The sequence below is a fragment of the Terrabacter sp. BE26 genome (assembly GCF_041941675.1).
Lineage (GTDB): Bacteria > Actinomycetota > Actinomycetes > Actinomycetales > Dermatophilaceae > Terrabacter.
The window spans coordinates 1,807,050-1,826,888 of sequence record NZ_CP090122.1 but is presented as its reverse complement, the minus strand read 5'-3'; the positions used below and the strand labels follow the sequence as shown (position 1 = coordinate 1,826,888).

The 19,839-nt window shown below is 71.2% G+C and carries 20 protein-coding genes; 10 read left to right on the top strand and 10 right to left on the bottom strand.

All coding sequences use genetic code 11. The annotated features are described in order from the left end of the window. Positions 1–1,428 carry an amidase gene (locus LQK93_RS08515; RefSeq protein ID WP_374971108.1) on the top strand — a complete coding sequence of 476 codons (1,428 nt, stop codon included), beginning with the start codon at positions 1–3 and terminating at the stop codon, positions 1,426–1,428. On the opposite strand, the gene LQK93_RS08510 is transcribed toward LQK93_RS08515, so the two are convergent. From LQK93_RS08510 to LQK93_RS08485, 6 genes are all read right to left on the bottom strand, one after another. Next, positions 1,415–2,239 carry a hypothetical protein gene (locus LQK93_RS08510; RefSeq protein ID WP_374971107.1) on the bottom strand — a complete coding sequence of 275 codons (825 nt, stop codon included), beginning with the start codon at positions 2,237–2,239 and terminating at the stop codon, positions 1,415–1,417. The two genes, LQK93_RS08515 and LQK93_RS08510, sit on opposite strands and share 14 nt — an antisense overlap. A gap of 91 nt (positions 2,240–2,330) precedes the next feature. Continuing rightward, positions 2,331–3,158, bottom strand: coding sequence for a hypothetical protein (locus tag LQK93_RS08505; protein WP_374971106.1), 828 nt, complete (start codon positions 3,156–3,158; stop codon positions 2,331–2,333). 411 nt (positions 3,159–3,569) lie between these two features. Then, positions 3,570–4,661 (bottom strand): inositol-3-phosphate synthase, encoded by a 1,092-nt coding sequence (locus LQK93_RS08500; protein WP_374971105.1) that lies wholly within the window; start codon positions 4,659–4,661, stop codon positions 3,570–3,572. 3 nt (positions 4,662–4,664) lie between these two features. Further along, on the bottom strand, positions 4,665–5,333 hold the full coding sequence (locus LQK93_RS08495; RefSeq protein ID WP_374971104.1) for a PadR family transcriptional regulator: 669 nt from the start codon (positions 5,331–5,333) through the stop codon (positions 4,665–4,667). A 159-nt stretch (positions 5,334–5,492) separates the two neighbouring features. After that, positions 5,493–6,587: a hypothetical protein gene (locus LQK93_RS08490; protein WP_374971103.1), complete on the bottom strand. Its 1,095-nt coding sequence runs from the start codon at positions 6,585–6,587 to the stop codon at positions 5,493–5,495. Then, on the bottom strand, positions 6,584–7,096 hold the full coding sequence (locus LQK93_RS08485; protein WP_374971102.1) for a SigE family RNA polymerase sigma factor: 513 nt from the start codon (positions 7,094–7,096) through the stop codon (positions 6,584–6,586). Before LQK93_RS08485 ends, LQK93_RS08490 begins: the two co-directional genes overlap by 4 nt. A gap of 258 nt (positions 7,097–7,354) precedes the next feature. Between LQK93_RS08485 and LQK93_RS08480 the strand changes: the two genes are divergently transcribed. The 8 genes from LQK93_RS08480 (at position 7,355) to LQK93_RS08445 (ending at position 15,656) form a co-directional block, all read left to right on the top strand. Continuing rightward, entirely contained in the window at positions 7,355–9,568 is a 2,214-nt protein-coding gene (locus LQK93_RS08480; RefSeq protein WP_374971101.1) for a transglycosylase domain-containing protein, read from the top strand. Positions 9,569–9,602: 34 nt separating this feature from the next. Next, complete coding sequence (locus LQK93_RS08475) at positions 9,603–11,048, top strand: hypothetical protein (protein WP_374971100.1); 1,446 nt, start codon at positions 9,603–9,605, stop codon at positions 11,046–11,048. Between the two features lie 236 nt (positions 11,049–11,284). Next, on the top strand, positions 11,285–11,572 hold the full coding sequence (rpsF, locus tag LQK93_RS08470; RefSeq protein WP_343995213.1) for a 30S ribosomal protein S6: 288 nt from the start codon (positions 11,285–11,287) through the stop codon (positions 11,570–11,572). A 58-nt stretch (positions 11,573–11,630) separates the two neighbouring features. Continuing rightward, positions 11,631–12,251 carry a single-stranded DNA-binding protein gene (locus LQK93_RS08465; RefSeq protein ID WP_374971099.1) on the top strand — a complete coding sequence of 207 codons (621 nt, stop codon included), beginning with the start codon at positions 11,631–11,633 and terminating at the stop codon, positions 12,249–12,251. A gap of 142 nt (positions 12,252–12,393) precedes the next feature. Next, positions 12,394–12,630 carry a 30S ribosomal protein S18 gene (rpsR, locus tag LQK93_RS08460; RefSeq protein ID WP_013494395.1) on the top strand — a complete coding sequence of 79 codons (237 nt, stop codon included), beginning with the start codon at positions 12,394–12,396 and terminating at the stop codon, positions 12,628–12,630. A gap of 27 nt (positions 12,631–12,657) precedes the next feature. Beyond that, a complete protein-coding gene (gene rplI, locus LQK93_RS08455; RefSeq protein WP_374971098.1) occupies positions 12,658–13,104 on the top strand; it encodes a 50S ribosomal protein L9 in 447 nt (148 codons plus the stop codon). A gap of 310 nt (positions 13,105–13,414) precedes the next feature. After that, a complete protein-coding gene (gene iolC / locus LQK93_RS08450; RefSeq protein ID WP_374971097.1) occupies positions 13,415–14,413 on the top strand; it encodes a 5-dehydro-2-deoxygluconokinase in 999 nt (332 codons plus the stop codon). A gap of 634 nt (positions 14,414–15,047) precedes the next feature. Continuing rightward, positions 15,048–15,656: an MSMEG_6728 family protein gene (locus LQK93_RS08445; protein ID WP_374971096.1), complete on the top strand. Its 609-nt coding sequence runs from the start codon at positions 15,048–15,050 to the stop codon at positions 15,654–15,656. A gap of 21 nt (positions 15,657–15,677) precedes the next feature. Here LQK93_RS08445 and LQK93_RS08440 read toward each other — a convergent pair whose 3' ends face one another. From LQK93_RS08440 to LQK93_RS08425, 4 genes are read right to left on the bottom strand one after another with little or no spacing between them, the layout of a single operon-like run. Then, a complete protein-coding gene (locus LQK93_RS08440) occupies positions 15,678–17,018 on the bottom strand; it encodes an MATE family efflux transporter (protein ID WP_374971095.1) in 1,341 nt (446 codons plus the stop codon). Beyond that, positions 17,015–17,725: a DNA alkylation repair protein gene (locus tag LQK93_RS08435; protein ID WP_374971094.1), complete on the bottom strand. Its 711-nt coding sequence runs from the start codon at positions 17,723–17,725 to the stop codon at positions 17,015–17,017. Before LQK93_RS08435 ends, LQK93_RS08440 begins: the two co-directional genes overlap by 4 nt. Before the next feature lie 43 nt (positions 17,726–17,768). After that, positions 17,769–18,389, bottom strand: coding sequence for a class I SAM-dependent methyltransferase (locus LQK93_RS08430; RefSeq protein WP_374971093.1), 621 nt, complete (start codon positions 18,387–18,389; stop codon positions 17,769–17,771). Positions 18,390–18,407: 18 nt separating this feature from the next. Continuing rightward, a complete protein-coding gene (locus LQK93_RS08425) occupies positions 18,408–18,683 on the bottom strand; it encodes a DUF2277 domain-containing protein (protein ID WP_374971092.1) in 276 nt (91 codons plus the stop codon). Positions 18,684–18,814: 131 nt separating this feature from the next. On the opposite strand from LQK93_RS08425, the gene LQK93_RS08420 reads away from it, so the two are divergent. Beyond that, complete coding sequence (locus LQK93_RS08420) at positions 18,815–19,594, top strand: glucosamine-6-phosphate deaminase (RefSeq protein WP_374971091.1); 780 nt, start codon at positions 18,815–18,817, stop codon at positions 19,592–19,594. Positions 19,595–19,839 lie beyond the last annotated feature (245 nt).

The window sequence follows — 19,839 nt, the reverse complement described above, 5'->3', positions numbered from 1 at the left end:
GTGCGCGACGCAGTCGCCACCGCGCTCGCGGTGCGCAGCAGCCGGGAATCGGCCCGCGAGTCCATCGCGGCCGCCCTGGAGCGGATCAGGGCGGCGGACCCCGCCGTCAACGCGATCACGTGGGTCAACCCCGACGCGCTCGCGCAGGCGGCAGCGCTCGACGCCCGCATCGCCGCGGGTGAGGATCCGGGGCTGCTCGCGGGCGTGCCGATCACGGTCAAGGACCACATCTGGCTGGCGGGCGCCCCCGCCACAAACGGGTCGCGGGCGCTCGCAGCGCACGTCCCCGACGAGACGGCCGTATGCGTGGAGCGCCTCATCGCGGCCGGGGCGATCGTCGTGGCCAAGACGAACAACCCCGAGTTCTGCTACCGCGGAACCACCTCCAACGACGTCTACGGCACCACGCGTAACCCGCGCGACCCCAGCCGCACCGCGGGCGGCTCGAGCGGGGGCGCCGCCGCGTCCGTCGCGGCCGAGATGGTGCCGCTCGCCATCGGGACCGACGGGGGAGGGTCGATCAGGATCCCCTCCGCCTTCTGCGGGGTCTACGGGCTCAAGCCGACGTTCGGTCTCGTCCCGAAGATGCCGGGGTTCCGTGGGTGGCCCACCCTGTCGGTCGACGGCCCGATCGGCGCCTCCGTACGCGACCTGGCCCTGGCGCTCGCGGTGATGTGCGGGCCGAGTCCCGCCGACCCGCTGTCGTTCGGGGGCCGTGGCGACGTGCCGTCCTCATTGGTCGACGTCTCCGGTTCGGCGGCCCTGCCGCTCGCGGGGCTGCGCATCGCCGCCTCGGAGGACCTGGGGATCGCCCAGGTCGACGACGACGTCCGAGACCGGTTCCGTCACGCCGTGCAGGGGCTCGAGTCGGCCGGCGCCGTGGTCACCTGGGCCGCCCCCGCCATCGAGGACCCGTGCCCGCTCTGGGACGCGGTGGCCCTGCCCGAGGGGTACGCGTCCGAGGGCCCACTCCTCGCGCGCTTCCCCGAGCTGGTCGGGGCCGACGCCGCCGCGATCATCCGTGCCGGGGACGTCCCGGCCGCCCGCTACCTCGACGCGCAGCACGAGCGCGGGGGCTTCACGCGTACGTGGTTGAGCTTCTTCGAGGACCACGACGTGCTCCTGACGCCCGCCATGCCCGTGGTCGCCTTCGAGGCGGATCGGCTCGCCCCGCGCAGCATCGCGGGGGAGCCGGTGCCCGAGTCCTTCGACGCGTGGTGCGCGTTGGCGCTGCCGGCCAACCTCGCCGGGACGCCGGCCGTCTCGCTGCCCATCGGCACGAACGAGGACGGCCTGCCGATCGGCCTGCAGGTCACCTCGGCGCGGGGGACGGACTGGCGGCTGCTGCGCACGTGCGGAGCCATCGACGACGTCCTGACCAGGCTCTGGCCGGCCGAACCAGGGAGCAGTGGGCTCAGAACTTCTTGAAGTAGTAAGCGAGCGAGGCGTTGCTCGCGTAGGACGGGCAGACGACGTCGTAGTCCTTGGTGCTGTTCCACCACTGGGACAGCACGGGACGACCGCCTTGGAAGGAAGCGCCGCCGCACTCGCGCAGTGCGGTGTTCAGCGAGCTGGTCCCGGTGGTGTGCCACTCCGGAAGGTTGTAGCGGGCGTTGCCGAAGATGGAACGCCACTGGTAGCCAGTGGAGTACACGCCGACGTGGTAGCCGGCAGCGCGGTAGGCGTTGAGGGCGCCGTTGAAGACGGCCACGTTCGCGGCCCGGTTCGAAGACCACGGGGTCTTCTGGTAGAACTCGACGTCGATCCACACAGTCGGGGTGCTCAGCCCGATCCTGCGCATCGTGTTGACGTTGAACTGGGCCTGCGCCCAGCCGAAGTTCCACAGGGGGTTGCGCCAGTCCTTGCTGCGGTACGGCCCGGCAAGGGCGTACTGCTTGACCTGCGCGGGCAGCGGCGGGTTGGTGACCGCGTACGCGGCGGTGTACACGTGGTGCGCCTTGGCCCACGCGAGCTGGCTGCCCAGACACGGGTTGGCCGTGAGCGGCGGCCCGGACGTCAGGCCGAGCACGACCATCCGGGTGCCGTTGACCGGCATCGGCTTGACCGGCTGCTTGAGCCTGTTCATCACCTGCGGGCACTCCGGCCAGGAGATGTCCACCCCGGTGATCGGAGCGGACGCCGCCGAGGCCGCAGGCGCAGAGCTGGAGGTGATGGCGGGGACGAGAGCAGCGACGGCGGCTGTGAGGGCGAGAGCCGCGCGGCGGAGGGAGAACGGCATGGTGTTGTCCTGACGTCGAGCCCCGAGGCGGGCTGCCGGGTTGAGAGTCGCTGGTGGTGCGAGGGGTGCCGCTCGTGGAGGGCGGTCCCGCTCAGTACTTGTGGAAGTAGGTGGCCAGGCCTGCCTTGGTGGCAGACGAGGGGCAGACGACGTCGAAGTCCGTCAGCGTCGTCCACCACTGGGCCATCACGGTTCGCCCGCCCTGGATGGACGCGGCGTTGCAGGCGCGCTGAGCCGTGCCGAGCGAGGTGGGGCCGGTGGTGTGCCACTCGGGGACGCCGTAGCGGGCCCCCCCAAGCATCGCGTGCCACGCGTACCTGGTCGAGTAGATGCCGACGCGGTAGCCGGCAGCGCGGTAGGCGTTGTAGGCACCGTTGAAGACGGCGGTGTTCGCCGACTGGCTCTTCGACCACGGGGCGACCGCGTACGGCTCGACGTCCATCCACACGATCGGGGAGGCGAGACCGGCCTTGCGCATGTTCGCGATGTTGAACTGCGCCTGCGCCCAGCCGGTGTTCCACAGCCCGTTGCGCCAGTCCTTGGACCGGTAGGGGCCGGCGTTGCGGTTGGCGTTCAGCTGGGCGGCGCTCGGGTACGTCGTCATGGCGTAGGCAGCCGTGTACACGTGGTGTGCCTTGGCCCAGGCGACCTGGTCTGCCAGGCACGGGTTCGGGTAGAAGCCGGGCCCGTTCGTGAGCCCGATCACGAGGAAGCGGGCGCTGGCGGGGATCGGTTTGCCCTCGGTGCGGCGCGAGGGGATGCCCATGCCCTTCCGGCACTCCGGCCAGGAGATGTCCGAGCCGGTGACCGGCGCGCTGGATGCGGCCGCGGCCGGCATCGGGCTGGCGCTGATGGCTGGGACGAGGGCCGCGACGGCGAGCGCGGTGGCGAGCGCGGCGCGGCGGATGGAGAAGGTCATGGACGGTCCTGTCGAAGGGCCGGTTCCTGGTGCCGGCGGCGGGGGCTGCGGCGTTCCTGCACTGAGCGCGCCGGCGCAGCCTACGCACTCGGCTCGGTGCCCTTTCTTCGACGCGCCAGGGCCCGCCCTCCGAAAGGCCTGTTCGGCTCTTCAGCGTTGGCTTTCGGGCGCAGATGCACCGGGACCGGACCATGCCTGGCATGGCGAACCGAAAGCGCATGAAAAGGACCCCTCCGCACCGAACGGGTGCGGAGGGGTCCTGTGATGCGGTGCGTGTGCGCCCAGTTGAACACTGATGCCGAACAGGCCGGCTGGAAGGGGGCCTCACGGTTTTCAACCTCGCTCCGGTCGATGTCTTCGGCGGTCACGGGTGACCGCCGAAGACATCGACTCGGGAGTGGTTCGGAGGGGTCAGCGCTCCTCGGTGCCGGCGATGAAGGCCTCGAGCTTGGCGCGACCGAGGTCGTCAGGACGCTGCTCCGGCGGGGACTTCATCAGGTAGGACGAGGCGGACAGCAGGGCGCCGCCGATGCCACGGTCCTTGGCGATCTTCGCCGCACGGATCGCGTCGATGATGATGCCGGCCGAGTTGGGGGAGTCCCACACCTCGAGCTTGTACTCGAGGTTCAGCGGCACGTCACCGAAGGCGCGACCCTCGAGGCGGACGTAGGCCCACTTGCGGTCGTCGAGCCACGCGACGTAGTCGGACGGGCCGATGTGGACGTTCTTGCTGTCGACCAGGCCGGAGAGCGGGCCGGTGAGGTTGCTCGTCACGGCTTGGGTCTTCGAGACCTTCTTGGACTCCAGGCGCTCGCGCTCGAGCATGTTCTTGAAGTCCATGTTGCCGCCGACGTTGAGCTGGTACGTCCGGTCGAGCACGACACCGCGGTCCTCGAAGAGCTTGGCCATGACGCGGTGCGTGATCGTCGCGCCGACCTGGCTCTTGATGTCGTCGCCGATGATCGGCACGCCGGCGGCCTCGAACTTCGCGGCCCACTCGGGGTCGGAGGCGATGAAGACCGGCAGGGCGTTGACGAACGCGACGCCCGCGTCGATGGCGCACTGCGCGTAGAACTTGTCGGCCTGCTCCGAGCCCACCGGGAGGTAGGAGACGAGGACGTCGACCTTGCGGTCCTTGAGGACCTGCACGACGTCGACCGGCTCGGCCGACGACTCGTCGATCGTCAGCTTGTAGTACTTGCCGAGGCCGTCGAGCGTGTGGCCGCGCTGGACCTCGACGCCCGTCGTGGGCACGTCGGCGATCTTGATGGTGTTGTTCTCGGAGGCGTTGATGGCCTCCGAGAGGTCCTTGCCGACCTTCTTGTCGTCGACGTCGAACGCGGCGACGAACTCGACGTCACCGACGTGGTACTCGCCGAACTTGACGTGCATGAGGCCGGGGACGCCGGTGGTCGGGTCGGCGTCCTTGTAGTACTCGACTCCCTGCACGAGCGAGCTCGCGCAGTTGCCGACGCCGACGATGGCGACGCGTACGGATCCCATGGATCACTCCTTGTTGTTGGTGGTCGTGCTCTGGGGGTTGGTCATGTCGGTGTTGTCGTATGCCGCCGGGCCGGGGTCGAGGGCCGCGCGCCGTTCGGCGACGATGAGCTCCTCGAGCCAGCGCACCTCGCGCTCGGCGCGCTCCTCGCCGTGCTGCTGCAGCGCCAGGGTGTAGCTGTCCATGCGCTCGCGGCGAGCCTGCGAGGCGTCGCGGATGTTGGCGAGCCGCTCCTCGAGGCGGGATCGCCGGCCCTCGAGGATCCGCAGCCGCACCTGGGCCTCGGTGCGGGAGAAGAAGGCGAAGCGGACATCGAAGTCCTCGTCGTCCCAGGAGTCCGGGCCGCTGGCGGCCACGAGGTCCTGGAAGTGCTCCTTGCCCTCCGCGGTCAGCTCGTAGGTGATGCGGGGGCGCCTGCCGCCCGTCGCGCCCGTGCTGCCCGAGCCGGCGGTGCCACCGGCGGTGTCGGTGGTCTCGTGGATCCAGCCGGCGTCGACGAGGTGGCGCAGCGCCGGGTAGAGCGAGCCGTAGGAGAGGGCCCGGAAGATGCCCAGGGCGGTGGTGAGGCGCTTGCGCAGCTCGTAGCCGTGCAGGGGACCGTCGTGCAGCAGGCCGAGGACCGCGAACTCGAGCAGCGCCGCGCGGCGGCTCTGGGGGCGTTCGGACCTGGACACGCTTCGATGCTACACGTGGATATATCGCTGCGATACATCGAACGGACACAGCGGTGCGGTCGGCCGGACCGAACCCCGATCTCGTCGCCCGAGCGAGGAAACAGGCATTCGATCCGGCCGACCGGCCCGGCTGCTCGAGCCCCCCGGAGGGTGCGGGTGTCAGGGCTCGAGCGTGTAGATCTCGAGGAAGCCGACGCCGTGCGTGGGTCGGGCCCCGGTGGTGCTCAAGGAGAGACGCAGCGTCTGGTCCGCCGGCAGGACGTCGCTGCCCCACGAACCGTAGCCACGCTCCTCGCTCTGTCCGGGGGTTCGGGTCAGGCGCATCCCCGACCCGTCCCCCGGGCTCTCGACTGCGAGCCGGTCGCCGGCCGAACCCCAGACGGCGATGGCGGGTCCCGGGGGCACGCCCATCGTCAGGTCCTGCCACGGGTTCAGGGGCGCGTTGCCGCCGAGCTTGTGCGAGTACGTGTAGCCCTGGTGCTCGATCATGTCGGGGAGCATGGCGACGGTCTTTCCCGACTCGTCCAGGACGGGGTGCTGCAGGCCCTGCTCGTAGACGGCTCCGGCCAGCTGGGCACCGTCGACGGCGGCCGGCTTCCTCGTCTTCGCGTCGACGAGCCGGACTCGGACGCTGGCTGCCTTCCCCACGGTGAGCTCGGTCCAGCCCCGTCCCGGCTCGCCCGGGACGCTGCCCCCGGCCGGCAGGTCGCGCTGCGTCGGCCCTCCGCCGCTGCACGAGCTGCCGAAGAAGCCAGGGCTGCCGTCCAGCCCCACGGTGACGAGGTATGCCGCGGCTTCGTCCTGGGTCAGGCCCGGCAGGTAGCACTCGGCGCTGAGGGAGACGTGCGTCGTGGACGGCTGCCAGGAGAGCGTGAACTGCCCCTGGCCCGGGTCGCCGATGAAGCCGACGGCGAGGGTGTCGCCCGCGACCTGGCTGCGATAGCGCAGCCCTTTCTTCACGACGTCACCAGGAGTGTCCGGGACGATCCGGAACGGCATACCGTCCGACCCCATCGGCGCGGCGCTCGCGGACGCGGTCGCAGAGCCCGCAGGGCCCGCCGGCGACGGCCGGCCGATCCCGGCCACGACGCCGGCCGCGACCGCCGCGACGGCCAGGGTCGCCGCGCCCGCGGCCGCGGCACGCCGCCGCTTCGCCCGACGCACCCGCGTGGCCACCTCGTGGCGGAAGTCGGGGGCGGCGCCGACGTCGTCGGCGTGGGTGGTCAGCTCGTTGCGCAGGTCGGTGAGGTTCATCGGACACGCTCCTCGTCGGAGTTCGGCGCCAGGGTGGGGTCGATGCGGAGCTTGGCGAGCGCCCGGCTCGCCTGGCTCTTCACGGTGCCGACCGAGCACTGCATGATCTCGGCGGTCTCGGCCTCGGAGAGGTCCTCGTAGAAGCGCAGCACGACGACGGCCCGCTGCCGCTTCGGCAGCCGCTCGAGGGCGCGCCACAGGTCGGTGCGCTCGTCCACCCGGGCGTTCTCGGCGCCGTGGAGGCGGTGGGCGTCGTGCCGCTCTGGTAGCTCGGCGGTCGCCTCTTCGCCGTTCCAGCGCCGCCGCCACCAGCTCGAGTACGTGTTGACCATGACCCGGCGGACGTACGCCTCGGGCCGGCTCTCGATGCGTCCCCAGGCGAACCACGCCTTGGCGAGGGACGCCTGTACGAGGTCCTCCGCGAGCGCCCGGTCGTGCGTGAGCAGGTATGCCGTCCGCAGCAGTCGCGTGGACCGGGTGGCCACGAAGTCGTCGAAGGATCGCTCCATCGCCCGTCCCCCTGTCAGCGGCGCGGGCGATGTGCTGCTCGCCCCGGTGCCGGTCCCCGTCAATGTGGTCACACCCGGCTCGACCGGCTGGCCCTGCAGAAAGGTTGCACGTCGCGCGCCGGTTGGGAAGCAACCTGTTGCCCCGTTGTGCCGCGTTTGTGAGCAACGTTCCGGATTTCGGCACCCGGGCGCCGCTCGGGTCATACTGAGTGGCGGCTCGGGACGGTTCCCGGGCCTCATCACCGAATGGAGCAGGTTGTGACGCAGAGCAGGCGCGACATCCGCGCTGCCCAGCAGTCGGGCGCGAGGGGCGGGTCCCAGGGCGGCGGCAGGGGCAGCGGCGGCCAGGGCCGCACCGGCTGGAGGAAGTGGCTCGTCGGCACCCTCAAGTGGGGCTCGATCGCGGCGGCCGTCCTCTTCGTGCTCGGCGTCGTCGGCGTCTTCATCGCCTACCAGCAGACGTCCATCCCGCAGCCCAACCAGCTCGCCAACAAGCAGGTCTCCATCGTCTACTACAGCGACGGCAAGACCGAGCTCGACCGCATCGCCGTCCAGGACGGCAACCGCGAGTCCGTGCCGCTCACCAAGGTGCCCAAGTTCGTCCAGGACGCGCACATCGCCGCCGAGGACCGCACGTTCTACCAGAACAACGGCATCTCGGTCGGCGGCATCCTGCGCGCCGTCAAGACGAGCGTCACCGGCGAGGCGCAGCAGGGTGGCTCGACGATCACGCAGCAGTACGTCAAGAACTACTTCCTGACCCAGGACCGGACCGTGTCGCGCAAGGCCAAGGAGATCCTCATCTCCGTCAAGATCGACGGCCAGCTGCCCAAGTCCGAGATCCTCGAGAAGTACCTCAACACCATCTACTACGGCCGCGGCGCCTACGGCATCCAGAGCGCGGCCAAGGCGTACTTCGGCAAGGACGTCTCCAAGCTCACCGTCGGTGAGGGGGCGGTGCTCGCGTCGGTCATCAACGCCCCGTCGATGTACGACCCCGCCAACGGCGGGGAGGCCAAGGCGAACCTGACCCGGCGCTACGCATACGTCCTCGACGGCATGGCGCAGGAGGGCTGGCTGAGCGCCGCCGACCGCGCCAAGTTCGCCACGCTGCCGAAGATCCAGCCCTACAAGGGCACCAAGGTCTCGTCGGGCCCCAACGGCTACATCACCGCGCAGGTCAAGCGCGAGCTGCTGACGACCGGCCTCTCGGACCGGGACATCGACAACGGCGGCCTGCGCATCGTCACGACGATCGACAAGAAGGCCCAGACCGCTGCGGTGGCCGCGATGAAGGGCAACCTGCCGAAGAAGGTCACCGGCGGGCTCGTCGCCATCAAGCCCGGCGACGGTGCCGTGGTCGCGATGTACGGCGGCCCCGACTACTCCAAGGACGAGTACAACACCGCCACCCAGGCGATCATGCAGGGCGGCTCCAACTTCAAGCCGTTCGGCGTGCTGGCCGCGGTGCGCAACGGCATCTCGACGAAGACGAAGTTCGACGGCGACACGCCCCAGACCATCGACGGCACGAAGATCAACAACTTCGGGGACATCTCCTACGGCAAGGTCGACATGCGCCGGATGATCGGCCGCTCGATCAACACGGCCTTCGTCAACCTCAACAACACGATCACGCCGGCGTTGACGCGCCAGGCAGCCATCGATGCCGGCATCCCGGCGCAGACGCCCGGACTCGGGACCGACCTGACGAACATCCTCGGCACGGCCTCGCCGCACGTCGTCGACATGGCCTCGGCCTACTCGACCATCGCCTCCCAGGGAGTCCGGGCCAAGCCGTACCTCGTCAAGAAGATCACGTCCGCCACGGGCGACTTCACCTACGAGGCCAAGCCCCAGACCAAGCGGGCCTTCGACAAGGACGTCACCGCGGACACCACCGACGCGATGACCTACACCGTCAAGCCCGGTGGCACCGCCACCAAGATCGGCCGCGAGCTGGGCCGTCCCGCGGCGGGCAAGACCGGCACCTCGGAGGAGAACCGCTCGAAGTGGTTCTCCGGGTTCATCCCGCAGCTGGCCGTCTCGGTCGGGATGTACAAGCCGTCCGCCGACGGCAAGACGAACCAGCAGCTGAGCCCGGAGGAGTCCTCGCTCTACGACGGCTCCACGATCCCCGCGAACATCTGGCTCGACTTCATGAAGGTCGTCACGCAGAACATGGAGGTCCAGGACTTCCCGGCCCGTGCCGGTGTCGGCGACGAGAAGATCCCGACGCCGACCCCCACCTTCACGCCGCCGACGGTCACGACCACCCAGGCGCCGACGACCACGACCACGCAGCCGTCGACGACGACCACGACGACGACGCAGGCGCCCACGACGACGACGCAGGAGCCGACGAAGACGAGGGGGACCGGCAAGCCGACTCCATCCACGACGACCTCGCAGCCGACGGTCACGGTGCCGCTCCCGGGCCGCAGCCGGGGCACGACCCAGCCCAGCGGGTGACGGGAATGGCCGCGTGGGCGCGACGAGGGGCCGCGTGGGCGCGACGAGGGGCCACGGTGACCCCTCGGTGACCGACAAGGTCGACGACCCCGTCGTGCGGGCGGCCTCCGAGGTGATCGGAGGCCCTCGGGGGCGGTATGCCGTCAGCCGTGAGCTCCCGTGGGTGCTCACGGCCGCGCTCCTGTCGGCCCTGACCGCCGTGACGGCCGGCCTGGCGGTGCTGCTCAGAGCGCCGTGCCTGCGCACCGGCTTCACCGGCGACACCCAGTTCTGGAGTGCCTGCTACGCCGACCTGCCCACCGCGTACCGCGACCAGAACGTCAAGGCCGGCGTGGCGGCATACCTCCAGGGTGGCGACGGCGCCCCCGTCACGGGGCAACCGCCCCTGACCGGTCTGGTGCTGACCGCCGTGGCCAGCCTCACCCCCGACGACGGCACGCTGAAGACCCGCGCCGCGTGGTACTTCGCCCAGTGGTCGGTGCTGCTGACGCTGCTCCTGCTCGTCATCGTCTGGCTCGTCGGCTCCTCGGCGGCGCGGCCCGTCTCGGCCGCCCACGTCGCCCTCTCCCCGGTGGTGGTGCTGGCCGGCTTCATCTCCGCAGACCTGCTCGGGGTGGCCCTGGCCAGCGCCGGGATGTGGGCGTGGTCGCGGCGTCACCGCACGCTCGCCGGCGTCCTGCTCGGGCTGGCCATCGGCGCCCGGACCTACCCGGTGCTCATCCTCGTCGCGATCGTCCTGCTCGCCCTGCGTGCCGGGAGGCTGCGCGAGGCGGGTCGCACGGTCCGCTACGCCCTGCTGACCTTCGGCGCACTGCTCTCGGGTCTCTGGCTGCTCAACCACGGGGCCGCGCTCTCGCCGTACGAGAGCTGGGTCTCGGCCTCGGCCGGCTACGGATCGCCGTGGCTGCTGCCGCAACTGGCGGGCCACCCGCTGCCGCCCGGAGCCGTGACGGCGCTCGCCGCCGTGGGCTGGCTGGTGGCCCTGCTCGTCGGCGCGGTGCTGGCGCTGTCGTCCGCGAGGCGGCCCACCCTGGCCGAGGTGTCGCTGGTGATGGTCGGGATCGTGCTCGTCACCGGCAAGTCCTTCACGGTCCAGAGCTCGGTGTGGCTGCTGCCGCTCGTCGCGTGGTGCGCGATCCAGTGGCGCGACCACCTGATCTGGGCCGGCGCGGAGGCGCTCAACTTCGTCGCGGTGTGGCTCACGATCGCGGCGACCACCGTCCCCGACCGCGGGATGCCCGCGGCCTGGTACGCGTTCTTCTCGATGCTGCGGGTCATGGCGGTCCTGTGGCTCGTCGCGGTCGTGTGGCTGCGTGCACGGCAGCGCCGGGGTGTCGTCGAGGGCTCGGAGGGCTCGGAGGGCTGGGAGGGCTCGGCGGAGGGCTCGGCGGAGGGCTCGGCGGAGGGCTCGGTGGAGGTCGACGACCTCGCCGGCCCGTTGGCCGGGGCCGAGGACCGACTCATCGTCCGCTTCTCGTGAGCGCGGGCGCCGTGGGCGTCCCGATTTCTGCGTATGCCGCCCGGCCGGATAGTCTTGCCCAGTTCACCGTGCGCCCGGTGGCCTGTGGATCGTCCCGACCGATGTCGGTGCGGTCTGCGAGGCTGGTCCCGGCTGGCAGAAGGCCGGGTCCTCAGGGCTCGCGGTGGGACGAATGCAACCCTCCTGTCACGAGAGAGACTCGTGACCGCCGAGACCAGAGGAGGTGGGTTAGAAGCATGCGTCAGTACGAACTCATGGTCATCCTCGACCCGGAGACCGAAGAGCGCACCGTCGGCACCACGATGGACAAGTTCCTGACCGTCGTGAAGAACGACGGCGGCAGCGTCGACAACGTCGACATCTGGGGCCGTCGCCGTCTCGCCTACGACATCAAGAAGAAGTCCGAGGGCATCTACGTCGTCGTCACGATGACGGCTGAGCCGGCCACGGCCCAGGAGCTCGACCGACAGCTGAACCTCAGCGAGTCGATCATGCGCACCAAGCTGCTGCGCCCCGGCGCCTGACCTCGCACCAGCCACCGAACCGCTCGATCACCGGACGAAGGACTGAACGGAGCCACGCATGGCAGGCGACACCGTCATCACGATCATCGGCAACCTGACCGCCGACCCCGAGCTGCGTTTCACGCCGTCCGGTGCTGCGGTCGCGAACTTCACCGTGGCCTCGACGCCACGGCAGTTCGACCGCCAGAGCAATGAGTGGAAGGACGGCGAGACGCTGTTCATGCGCTGCTCGGTGTGGCGCGACGCGGCGGAGAACGTCGCCGAGTCGTGCCAGCGGGGCATGCGCGTGATCGTGTCCGGCCGTCTCAAGTCCCGCTCGTACGAGACGAAGGAAGGCGAGAAGCGCACCGTCGTGGAGATGGACGTCGACGAGATCGGCCCGTCCCTGCGCAGTGCCACCGCGAAGGTCAACAAGACCCAGCGCGGCGGCGGCGGTGGCGGCTTCGGCGGCGGCCAGGGCAACCAAGGCGGCGGCTGGAGCGGTGGCGGCCAGGCCGAGGACCCGTGGGCGACCGGCGGTTCCGCCGGTGGTCAGGGTGGCGGCCAGGGCGCTGGGCAGGGCGCCGGTCAAGGCGGCAGCCAGGGTGGCTGGGGACAGCCCTCCGGTGGTCAGCCGGCCGGTGGCCAGCAGGGTGGTGGCTGGGGTTCGGCCCCCAGCTACGACGAGCCCCCCTTCTGATCGCGCCTTCCTGACTCATCCGACTCAGCTCGAGCAGGTCAGTTCCGTCGTCCGGTGACCGAGCCGGACGGCATACCCAAGAAGTTCAACCCCATCCCGGGGCACGAAACCCCGGGCTCTCATCAAGAAGGAGAGCACCACGATGGCAAAGCCCGTTGTGCGCAAGCCCAAGAAGAAGGCCAACCCGCTGAAGGCGGCGAAGGTCGAGAACATCGACTACAAGGACACTGCGCTGCTGCGCAAGTTCATCTCCGACCGCGGCAAGATCCGTGCGCGTCGGGTGACCGGTGTGTCCGTCCAGGAGCAGCGTCTCATCGCCACGGCCGTCAAGAACGCCCGTGAGATGGCCCTGCTGCCCTACTCGAGCTCGGCTCGCTGAGCCAGGTTCGGGAACGAGGAGAACACCATGAAGCTCATTCTCACGCACGAGGTCACCGGTCTCGGTGAGGCCGGCGACATCGTCGAGGTCAAGGACGGCTACGGCCGCAACTTCCTGCTCCCGCGTGGTCTCGCGACGCCGTGGACCAAGGGTGGCCAGAAGCAGGTCGACGCCCTGACCAAGGGCCGCGAGGTCCGCGCGATCCACGACCTCGACCAGGCCAAGGGCGTCAAGGGCCAGCTCGAGGCGACCTCGGTGCAGGTCCCGGCCAAGTCGGGCCAGTCCGGCCGACTGTTCGGCGCCGTCAGCAACGGCGACATCGCCGCTGCCGTCAAGGCCGCCGGTGGCCCCGAGCTCGACAAGCGCAAGATCGAGGTGAAGCAGGCCATCAAGACGCTCGGCTCCTACGAGGCGACCGTCCGCCTGCACCCCGAGGTCGCGGCGACCCTCAAGTTCGAGGTCGTCCCCGCCTGAGCAACGCCTCACGCACGGTCGAAGGGCCGGGACCCGCATCGCGGGTCCCGGCCCTTCGCCGTCCTCCGGGTCGAGCCACCGTCAGGCTCGGCCGGCCCGGTGGAGTCGCGGGACGTGGCGGTGTGGAGAGCGGTGCCCGGAGCAGGGACCCGCACCGAGACTCGCCGGCGAGCAGCCGTGGCAGGGGTGTCGGCCGTGGCCAGGCCCGTGTCCGGCGGAGGCTGGGCGAGGCTCGTCAGGCGGACCTGCGGCGGGTTAGCGTTGACATTCACGACCACGATTCACGTCCACGTCGGTGAACGGAGTGTCCATGGCCCTCACGACCACGTATGACCTCGTTGCCGTCGGGCGTGTCGGCGTCGACCTCTACCCCCTGCAGCACGAGGTGACGCTCGACGAGGTGCGCACCTTCGAGAAGTTCCTCGGGGGCAGCGCGGCGAACGTGACAGTCGCCGCCGCACGCCACGGCCGGCGCGCCGCACTGGTCAGCGCCACCGCCGATGACGCCTTCGGCCGCTTCGTGCACCGGGAGCTGCTGCAGCTCGGGGTGGACGACGCCTTCCTGCAGACGATCGGCAACGGTCCGCCCACGCCGGTCACCTTCATTGAGATCTTCCCGCCCGACCGCTTCCCACGCTGGTTCTACCGCTACCCGACCGCGCCGGACCTGCTCATCACCCCCCAATCGCTTCCCCTGCAGGCCATTCGAGAGGCGCGAGCCTACTGGTCCACCCTGACCGGACTCAGTCAGGAGCCGAGTCGTGCGGCCCACGTCGCCGCTCGTGAGGAGCGTGGCCGGGCGCCTCTGACGGTATTCGACCTCGGCTACCTGCCGGCATTCTGGCGCGACCATGACCGCAGCGCGGAGGCTGCCCGCGCTGAGGCCCGAAGTCAGGCCCGAGAAGCACTGCGTCATGCCACCGTCACGGTCGGCAACCTGGAGGAGTACGAGCTCGTCACGGGTGAGTCCGACCCGCGTCGAGCTGCCCGTGCCGTGCTCGCCACGGGCGTCGAGCTGGCCGTGGTCACGCAGGGGCCACGTGGCGTGCTCGCCATGACGGACGCGGAGCAGGTCGCCGTCGACGCCTTCCCTGTGACAGTCGTCAACGCCCTGGGGGCCGGAGACGCGTTCGACGGGGCCCTCGTGCACGGCCTGCTCGCCGGGTGGGACCTCGAGCGGACCCTGCACTTCGCCACGGTGGCCGGAGGCCTGGTCGCCGGCCGGCTCGCGTGCTCGACGGCAATGCCGACGACCGCGGAGGTCCAGGCGCTGCTGTCGGACGTGGAGGTGGCCGAGGGCGCGCTCTGAGCCGCTCTACGGGGCGAGCGTGCTGACCTGCGCCGCAGGTGGGAACGTCAGGACCGTCGCCGTGCCCCGACAACTCCGCCACGGCGCAGTTTCAGAGGGGATCCGACCGCCAGAGCGCCTCAAACCGCGCCACGGCGCAGTTGCAGCGTGATCCGGCTGCCAGAGCGCCGCAAACCGCGCCATGGCGCAGTTGCAGGGGTGATCCGACCGCCAGAGCGCCCGAAACCGCGCCGTGGCGCAGTTGCAGGGGCGATCAGACCGCCGGAGCGCCGGAATCCGCGCCATGGCGCAGTTGCAGGGGTGATCAAGACCGCCGGAGCGCCGGAAACCGCGCCATGGCGCAGTTGCAGGCGGCGCGATTGTGCCCGAAAACGAGAAAACCCGCTCCTGCTGGTCACGTCGCCGAACTCGACCAGCAGGAGCGGGTGCCCTTTGACCCGGTGACCGACAGGGGAGGAGATCACCGAGTCGCACAGGAGCAACTCACGAAGACGACTATGACCGCCGGACCTTAAAAGAGTCTGGGAATGGCGTAGCAGTTCACCGCGACTCATCCGCGGCAGTCGAACCGGGTATGGCAACCCGCGAGCGGGGCTCACCCCGGGGGTGCCACGAGCGAGGGACGGAGGCGTGGGTGCAGACCTTCGTGCCGTACGCCGACTTCGCGCAGACGGCCGCGGTGCTCGATACGAAGCGCCTCGGCAAGCAGCGCGTCGAGGTCATCCAGATCGTGCGAGCGCTCACGGTCCCCGGGTACGCGTGGTCCTCGCACCCGGCCGTGCTGATGTGGAAGGGCAACGAGGAGGCGCTCGGCAGCTACGGCCTCGCCATGGTCGAGGAGTGGCTGCGCCGCGGCTTCGGCGACACGTGCGCGGCGACCATCGCGGCCGACCTGGCGAAGGTGGGCGTGGAGCAGCTGAGGAGCTATCCGGAGCTCGCCGAGGCGGGGGACCTGCCCCCGTGGCTGTTCGACGAGTCCGTCCAGCGCAGCCACCGCTCGGCACTGGTGCGCAAGGACCCCGCGCACTACGCCGAGAGGTTCCCGGAGGTGTCGCCCGACCTGCCGTACGTGTGGCCGGTGCGCTCCGAGTCGGTGCTCGAGCGGGAGCGCCGCCGCGAGACGGCGGCCGTCCGGCGGGCCGAGGCAGCGGCTCGACGGATGGCGCGCGAGCGGGAGGCCAGCCGACGCCGGCGCAGCAGGGCGGCGAAGCAGGCGTGGGAGGCGCGGCGCCGGCAGGCCTGACCCGATCAGACGAGCTCGGGGTCAGCGGGCGCCGACGACCATCCAGGAGTCACGGCGCGCGCGCCAACCGAGGCCGAGCCCGCGGATCACCATGAAGACCGTGAAGGCGACCCACAGCACGACCACGTCGCGGGTCGGCGAGTCGCTGGGGCCGGCCGCGCGGACCCAGAGGATCACCGGCAGGTAGGCGGCGAGGGTGACAACCATGCCCCAGGCGAGCCAGCGCCCGTCACCGGCTCCGATGAGAACCCCGTCGAGGACGAACACGTAGCCGGCGACGGCCTGGCCGAGACCGACGACGACGAGCGCTGCACCCAGGGCCTGCTGGACGGCTGGGTCGGAGGTGAAGAGCGCGGGAACGACCCCGTGCAGGGCGACCACGACGAGCCCGAGCGCCAGCCCGCCCCAGACCCCCCAGCGCACCATCGTTCCCATGACCACGCGTACGCCCTCCCGGTCGCCGCCCCCGAGGGCGCGGCCGGTGATCGCCTGGGCGGCGATGGCCAGGGCGTCGAGGGCGAAGGCCAGGAACGACCAGACCGTCATCGCGACCTGGTGCGCCGCGAGCGGCACGTCGCCGAGCGAGGCGGCCACCCACGTCGTCACGAGCAGGGTCGCTCGCAGGGCGAGGGTGCGCACGAGCAGGGGTATGCCGGTTCGTGCGGCCGCGAGGACGCGACCCGGGTGCGGGCGCAGTCGGGCGTGGCGGGCACGCGCCTTGACGAGCAGCACGCTGACGAGCGCGACACCCATCCCGGTCTGGGCGAGAACGGTGCCCCATGCGGATCCGGCGATGCCCCAGTGCAACCCGTAGACGAGCACGAGGTTGAGAACGATGTTGGCGCCGAAGCCGACGACGGAGGCGACGAGGGGTGTCGTCGTGTCCTGCAGTCCGCGGAGCACCCCGGTGACGGCGAGGATCACGAGCATCGCCGGCACCCCGAGGGCGGAGATGCGCAGGTAGGTCGTCGCCTGTTCGAGGACCGCCGGTGAGGCGCCGAAGGCCGCGCAGATCGGACGGGCCCAGACCGCGACGGCCGCCGCGGAGACTGCGCCGAGCGCGAGCGCCAGCCAGAGGCCGTCGATGCCCGCGCCGACCGCGGACCGCTCGTCACCGGCGCCGAGGTGGCGGGCGACCACGCTCGTGGTGCCGTAGGCGAGGAAGACGAAGATCCCGGCCGCGGTGACGAGCGCCGCGCTGGCGATCCCGAGGCCGGCGAGCTCGGCCGTGCCGAGGTGCCCGATGATGGCCGAGTCGGCGAGCAGGAAGAGCGGCTCGGCGATGAGGGCGAGGAAGGCCGGCACGGCCAGGCGGACGATCTCGCGGCGGTGGCTCGCCGTCCGGGGAGCGACCGAGCTCATGCCGTCGCCGCCAGGTGCTTGAGCGCCTCACGGCGCGAGAGGTTGGACAGGCCCGGGTGCGTGGCGACGAACGTGCGGACCCATGCGGGGTCGACGCGGGCGTGGTCGCGCAGCGCCCAGCCGATCGCCTTGCGGCTGAAGAAGTCCGGCTCTGCGAGGTTCTGCACGATGACGTCGGTGAGGAGCGACTGGTCCAGCCGCGACCCCGCGCCGACCTGGCTGAGGATGGCCGCACGGCGCACCCAGAGCGAGTCCGACGCGGCCCACTCGCGCAGCCGCAGTCCCTCGGCCTCCGGATGCGCCAGGAGGGTGTCGCGGACGAGGTGGGTGGCGATGTCGTCGACGACGTCCCACCAGGCGCCGGTGCGGATCAGCCTCTCCCACAGCGGCATCGCGTCGCTGTCGACCCACGAGCGGTAGGAGCGGTGCCGCGCGACGGCGATGGCGGCATACCACTGCTCTCGGTGCGTCGCGCCGTCCCAGAGGGCGCGGATGGTGGCCTCCCACTGCGCCCGCGACTGCATGGCCAGGCCGGGGTCGCGCAGCAGCGGGGTGAGGGCCGCCTTGAGCTGGGGGGAGGTCAGGCCGAAGTAGGGCAGGGCCGACTTCATGTAGCGCTGCTGCCCCGCCGCGCGCTCGGGGTCCGCGCGCGCGGACAGTGCCGCGGAGACCGCGGCGACGAGCTCGTGGTGCGGCCCTTGCGACATGGGTGCCAACGTAGTCGCGGGGAGTGACGGCGAGCACGGCGGCTCAGACCTTGCGGGCGCGGCCGAGATAGACGAAGACGAAGGGGCGCATGATCCTGGCCGTCGAGGCGTACTTCCGCTCGAGGGACTCGAGGGCGAGGCCCGACTCCTCCACGAGGCGGTCGATCGGGCGGGTCAGGTGGCAGCCGTCGAAGATCCTCTTCTGGACGGGTTCGAGGCGGCGCTGCCAGTGCCGCACCCCCTCGTCGGGCGCCAGGCCGTGCTCGAGGAAGTGCAGCTGCCCGCCGGGACGGAGCACGCGCCGCACCTCGGCGAGCGCCTGCGGGAGGTCGGGGATCGTGCAGAGGGTCAGGGTCGACAGGACGGCGTCCGCGCTCGCGTCCTCGAGGCTGAGGGCCTGCCCGTCGAGGTCGCCCCGGACGATCGGGACGGGGCTGCGCGTCCGGCGGCCGGCACCGAGGTCCCACGCGACGTCGGAGGGCTCCACGGCGATGACCCGGGTGACCTCGGGCGGGTAGAGGTCGAGGTTGGGGCCGCTGCCGAAGCCGAGCTCGACCACCTCGCCGCGCAGTCCCTCGCAGACCCGCACGCGCAGGGCACGGACCGTCTCGCTCTCGCCGGCCGCGACGAGCCGCGGCGTGACCTGCTCGGTCCAGAGGCCCACCGGGCGAGCCCGCCCGGCTCAGGCGGGGGTGCCGAAGCGGATCGCGTTGCGCTCCCGGGCCCGCTGGCGCTCGACGTCGCGGTCCTTCGGCGGCGCGCTCGTCGTCAGGTGCTCGAGCAGGTGCTGCGTCGCGTGGGCGATCACCTCGACCGCCTCGTCGAACGCGGCCTGGTTGGCCTGGCTGGGCCTCGTGCTGCCGCTGACCTTGCGGACGTACTGCAGTGCGGCGGCGCGGACCTCGTCGCTCGTGGCAGGCGGCTCGAAGTTGTGGAGCTGGCGGATGTTGCGGCACATGCCTCCGACTGTAGGCGGCCGTGCTCGCGTTGGGATGCCTTGGCCGGCGTCCGCGTGCTCCCAGGACGCACGACGGGTGGTATGCGGCCGGCTCCGTCGGCGCGAGCGGGTGCGGTGAGAGGGTGGGGGCCATGGAGGTCCTGGTCCTGCCCACGCCCGCCGACGTCGCCCGCCGAGCCGCCGAGGTGGTGCTCGAGGGCCTGGCCGCCGCCCGGCGCGCCGCACCCGTGGTCGGCCTGGCGACGGGCTCTTCCCCGCTGGGCCTCTATGCCGAGCTCGCGGCTGCAGTACGGGCCGGCCGCCTGGACCTCTCGGGCGCGACCGGCTTCGCCCTCGACGAGTACGTCGGGCTGCCGCCGGGACACCCGCAGAGCTATCGCGAGGTGCTGCTGCGCGAGGTGTGCGGACCGCTCGGGCTGTCGGCCGAGCGGCTGCACGTGCCGGACGGGTCCGGGCGCACGGAGGCGGAGCTGGTCGAGGGGGCGGCCAGGTACGAGCGGCTCATCGCCGAGTCGGGTGGTGTCGACGTGCAGATCCTCGGTATCGGCGCCAACGGTCATCTGGGCTTCAACGAGCCGGGCTCGGCGCTGTCGTCCCGCACCCGCGTCAAGCGGCTGTCGGACCGCACCCGACACGACAACGCCCGCTTCTTCGACGGCATCGAGGACGTGCCGACGCACTGCGTCACCCAGGGGCTCGGCACGGTCCTCGACGCCCGACAGCTGGTCCTCGTGGCCTCCGGCACCGCCAAGGCCGCTGCGGTCGCCGCTGCGCTCGAGGGGCCGCTCTCGGCATCGTGCCCCGCCTCCGTGCTGCAGTGGCACGCCGACGCCACGGCGGTGCTCGACGAGGACGCCGCTGCGCTCCTGCGCAACCGCGACTACTACGACGCCTCGGCCGCCGGTCTCTGAGCCGCGGCGGGACGGCGGGCTGCTCCGTTCGGAAACGGCGGTGGCACGGCGTGTCGGGCAAAGCGGACGGCGGTTGTGGACGACGCACAGGGGCGGGGAACTTCTTCTCCACACCCGTGGCCGGATGTCTGTGCAGGTCAGCGGCCTCTCGCTCTGTGACCGGGGCCACATTCCCACACTGTCCACACACGTTGTCCACACCTGTTGACGGCGTGTCGGCCCGCTTCGTCCACCGGTTGTCCACA

Coding starts and splice junctions, on each gene's coding strand:
- LQK93_RS08510 (WP_374971107.1), bottom strand. CDS start 2,239: ATGCCGTTCTCCCTCCGCCGCGCGGCTCTCGCCCTCACAGCCGCCGTC.
- LQK93_RS08505 (WP_374971106.1), bottom strand. CDS start 3,158: ATGACCTTCTCCATCCGCCGCGCCGCGCTCGCCACCGCGCTCGCCGTC.
- LQK93_RS08500 (WP_374971105.1), bottom strand. CDS start 4,661: ATGGGATCCGTACGCGTCGCCATCGTCGGCGTCGGCAACTGCGCGAGC.
- LQK93_RS08490 (WP_374971103.1), bottom strand. CDS start 6,587: ATGAACCTCACCGACCTGCGCAACGAGCTGACCACCCACGCCGACGAC.
- LQK93_RS08485 (WP_374971102.1), bottom strand. CDS start 7,096: ATGGAGCGATCCTTCGACGACTTCGTGGCCACCCGGTCCACGCGACTG.
- rpsF (WP_343995213.1), top strand. CDS start 11,285: ATGCGTCAGTACGAACTCATGGTCATCCTCGACCCGGAGACCGAAGAG.
- LQK93_RS08465 (WP_374971099.1), top strand. CDS start 11,631: ATGGCAGGCGACACCGTCATCACGATCATCGGCAACCTGACCGCCGAC.
- rpsR (WP_013494395.1), top strand. CDS start 12,394: ATGGCAAAGCCCGTTGTGCGCAAGCCCAAGAAGAAGGCCAACCCGCTG.
- rplI (WP_374971098.1), top strand. CDS start 12,658: ATGAAGCTCATTCTCACGCACGAGGTCACCGGTCTCGGTGAGGCCGGC.
- iolC (WP_374971097.1), top strand. CDS start 13,415: ATGGCCCTCACGACCACGTATGACCTCGTTGCCGTCGGGCGTGTCGGC.
- LQK93_RS08440 (WP_374971095.1), bottom strand. CDS start 17,018: ATGAGCTCGGTCGCTCCCCGGACGGCGAGCCACCGCCGCGAGATCGTC.
- LQK93_RS08435 (WP_374971094.1), bottom strand. CDS start 17,725: ATGTCGCAAGGGCCGCACCACGAGCTCGTCGCCGCGGTCTCCGCGGCA.
- LQK93_RS08425 (WP_374971092.1), bottom strand. CDS start 18,683: ATGTGCCGCAACATCCGCCAGCTCCACAACTTCGAGCCGCCTGCCACG.
- LQK93_RS08420 (WP_374971091.1), top strand. CDS start 18,815: ATGGAGGTCCTGGTCCTGCCCACGCCCGCCGACGTCGCCCGCCGAGCC.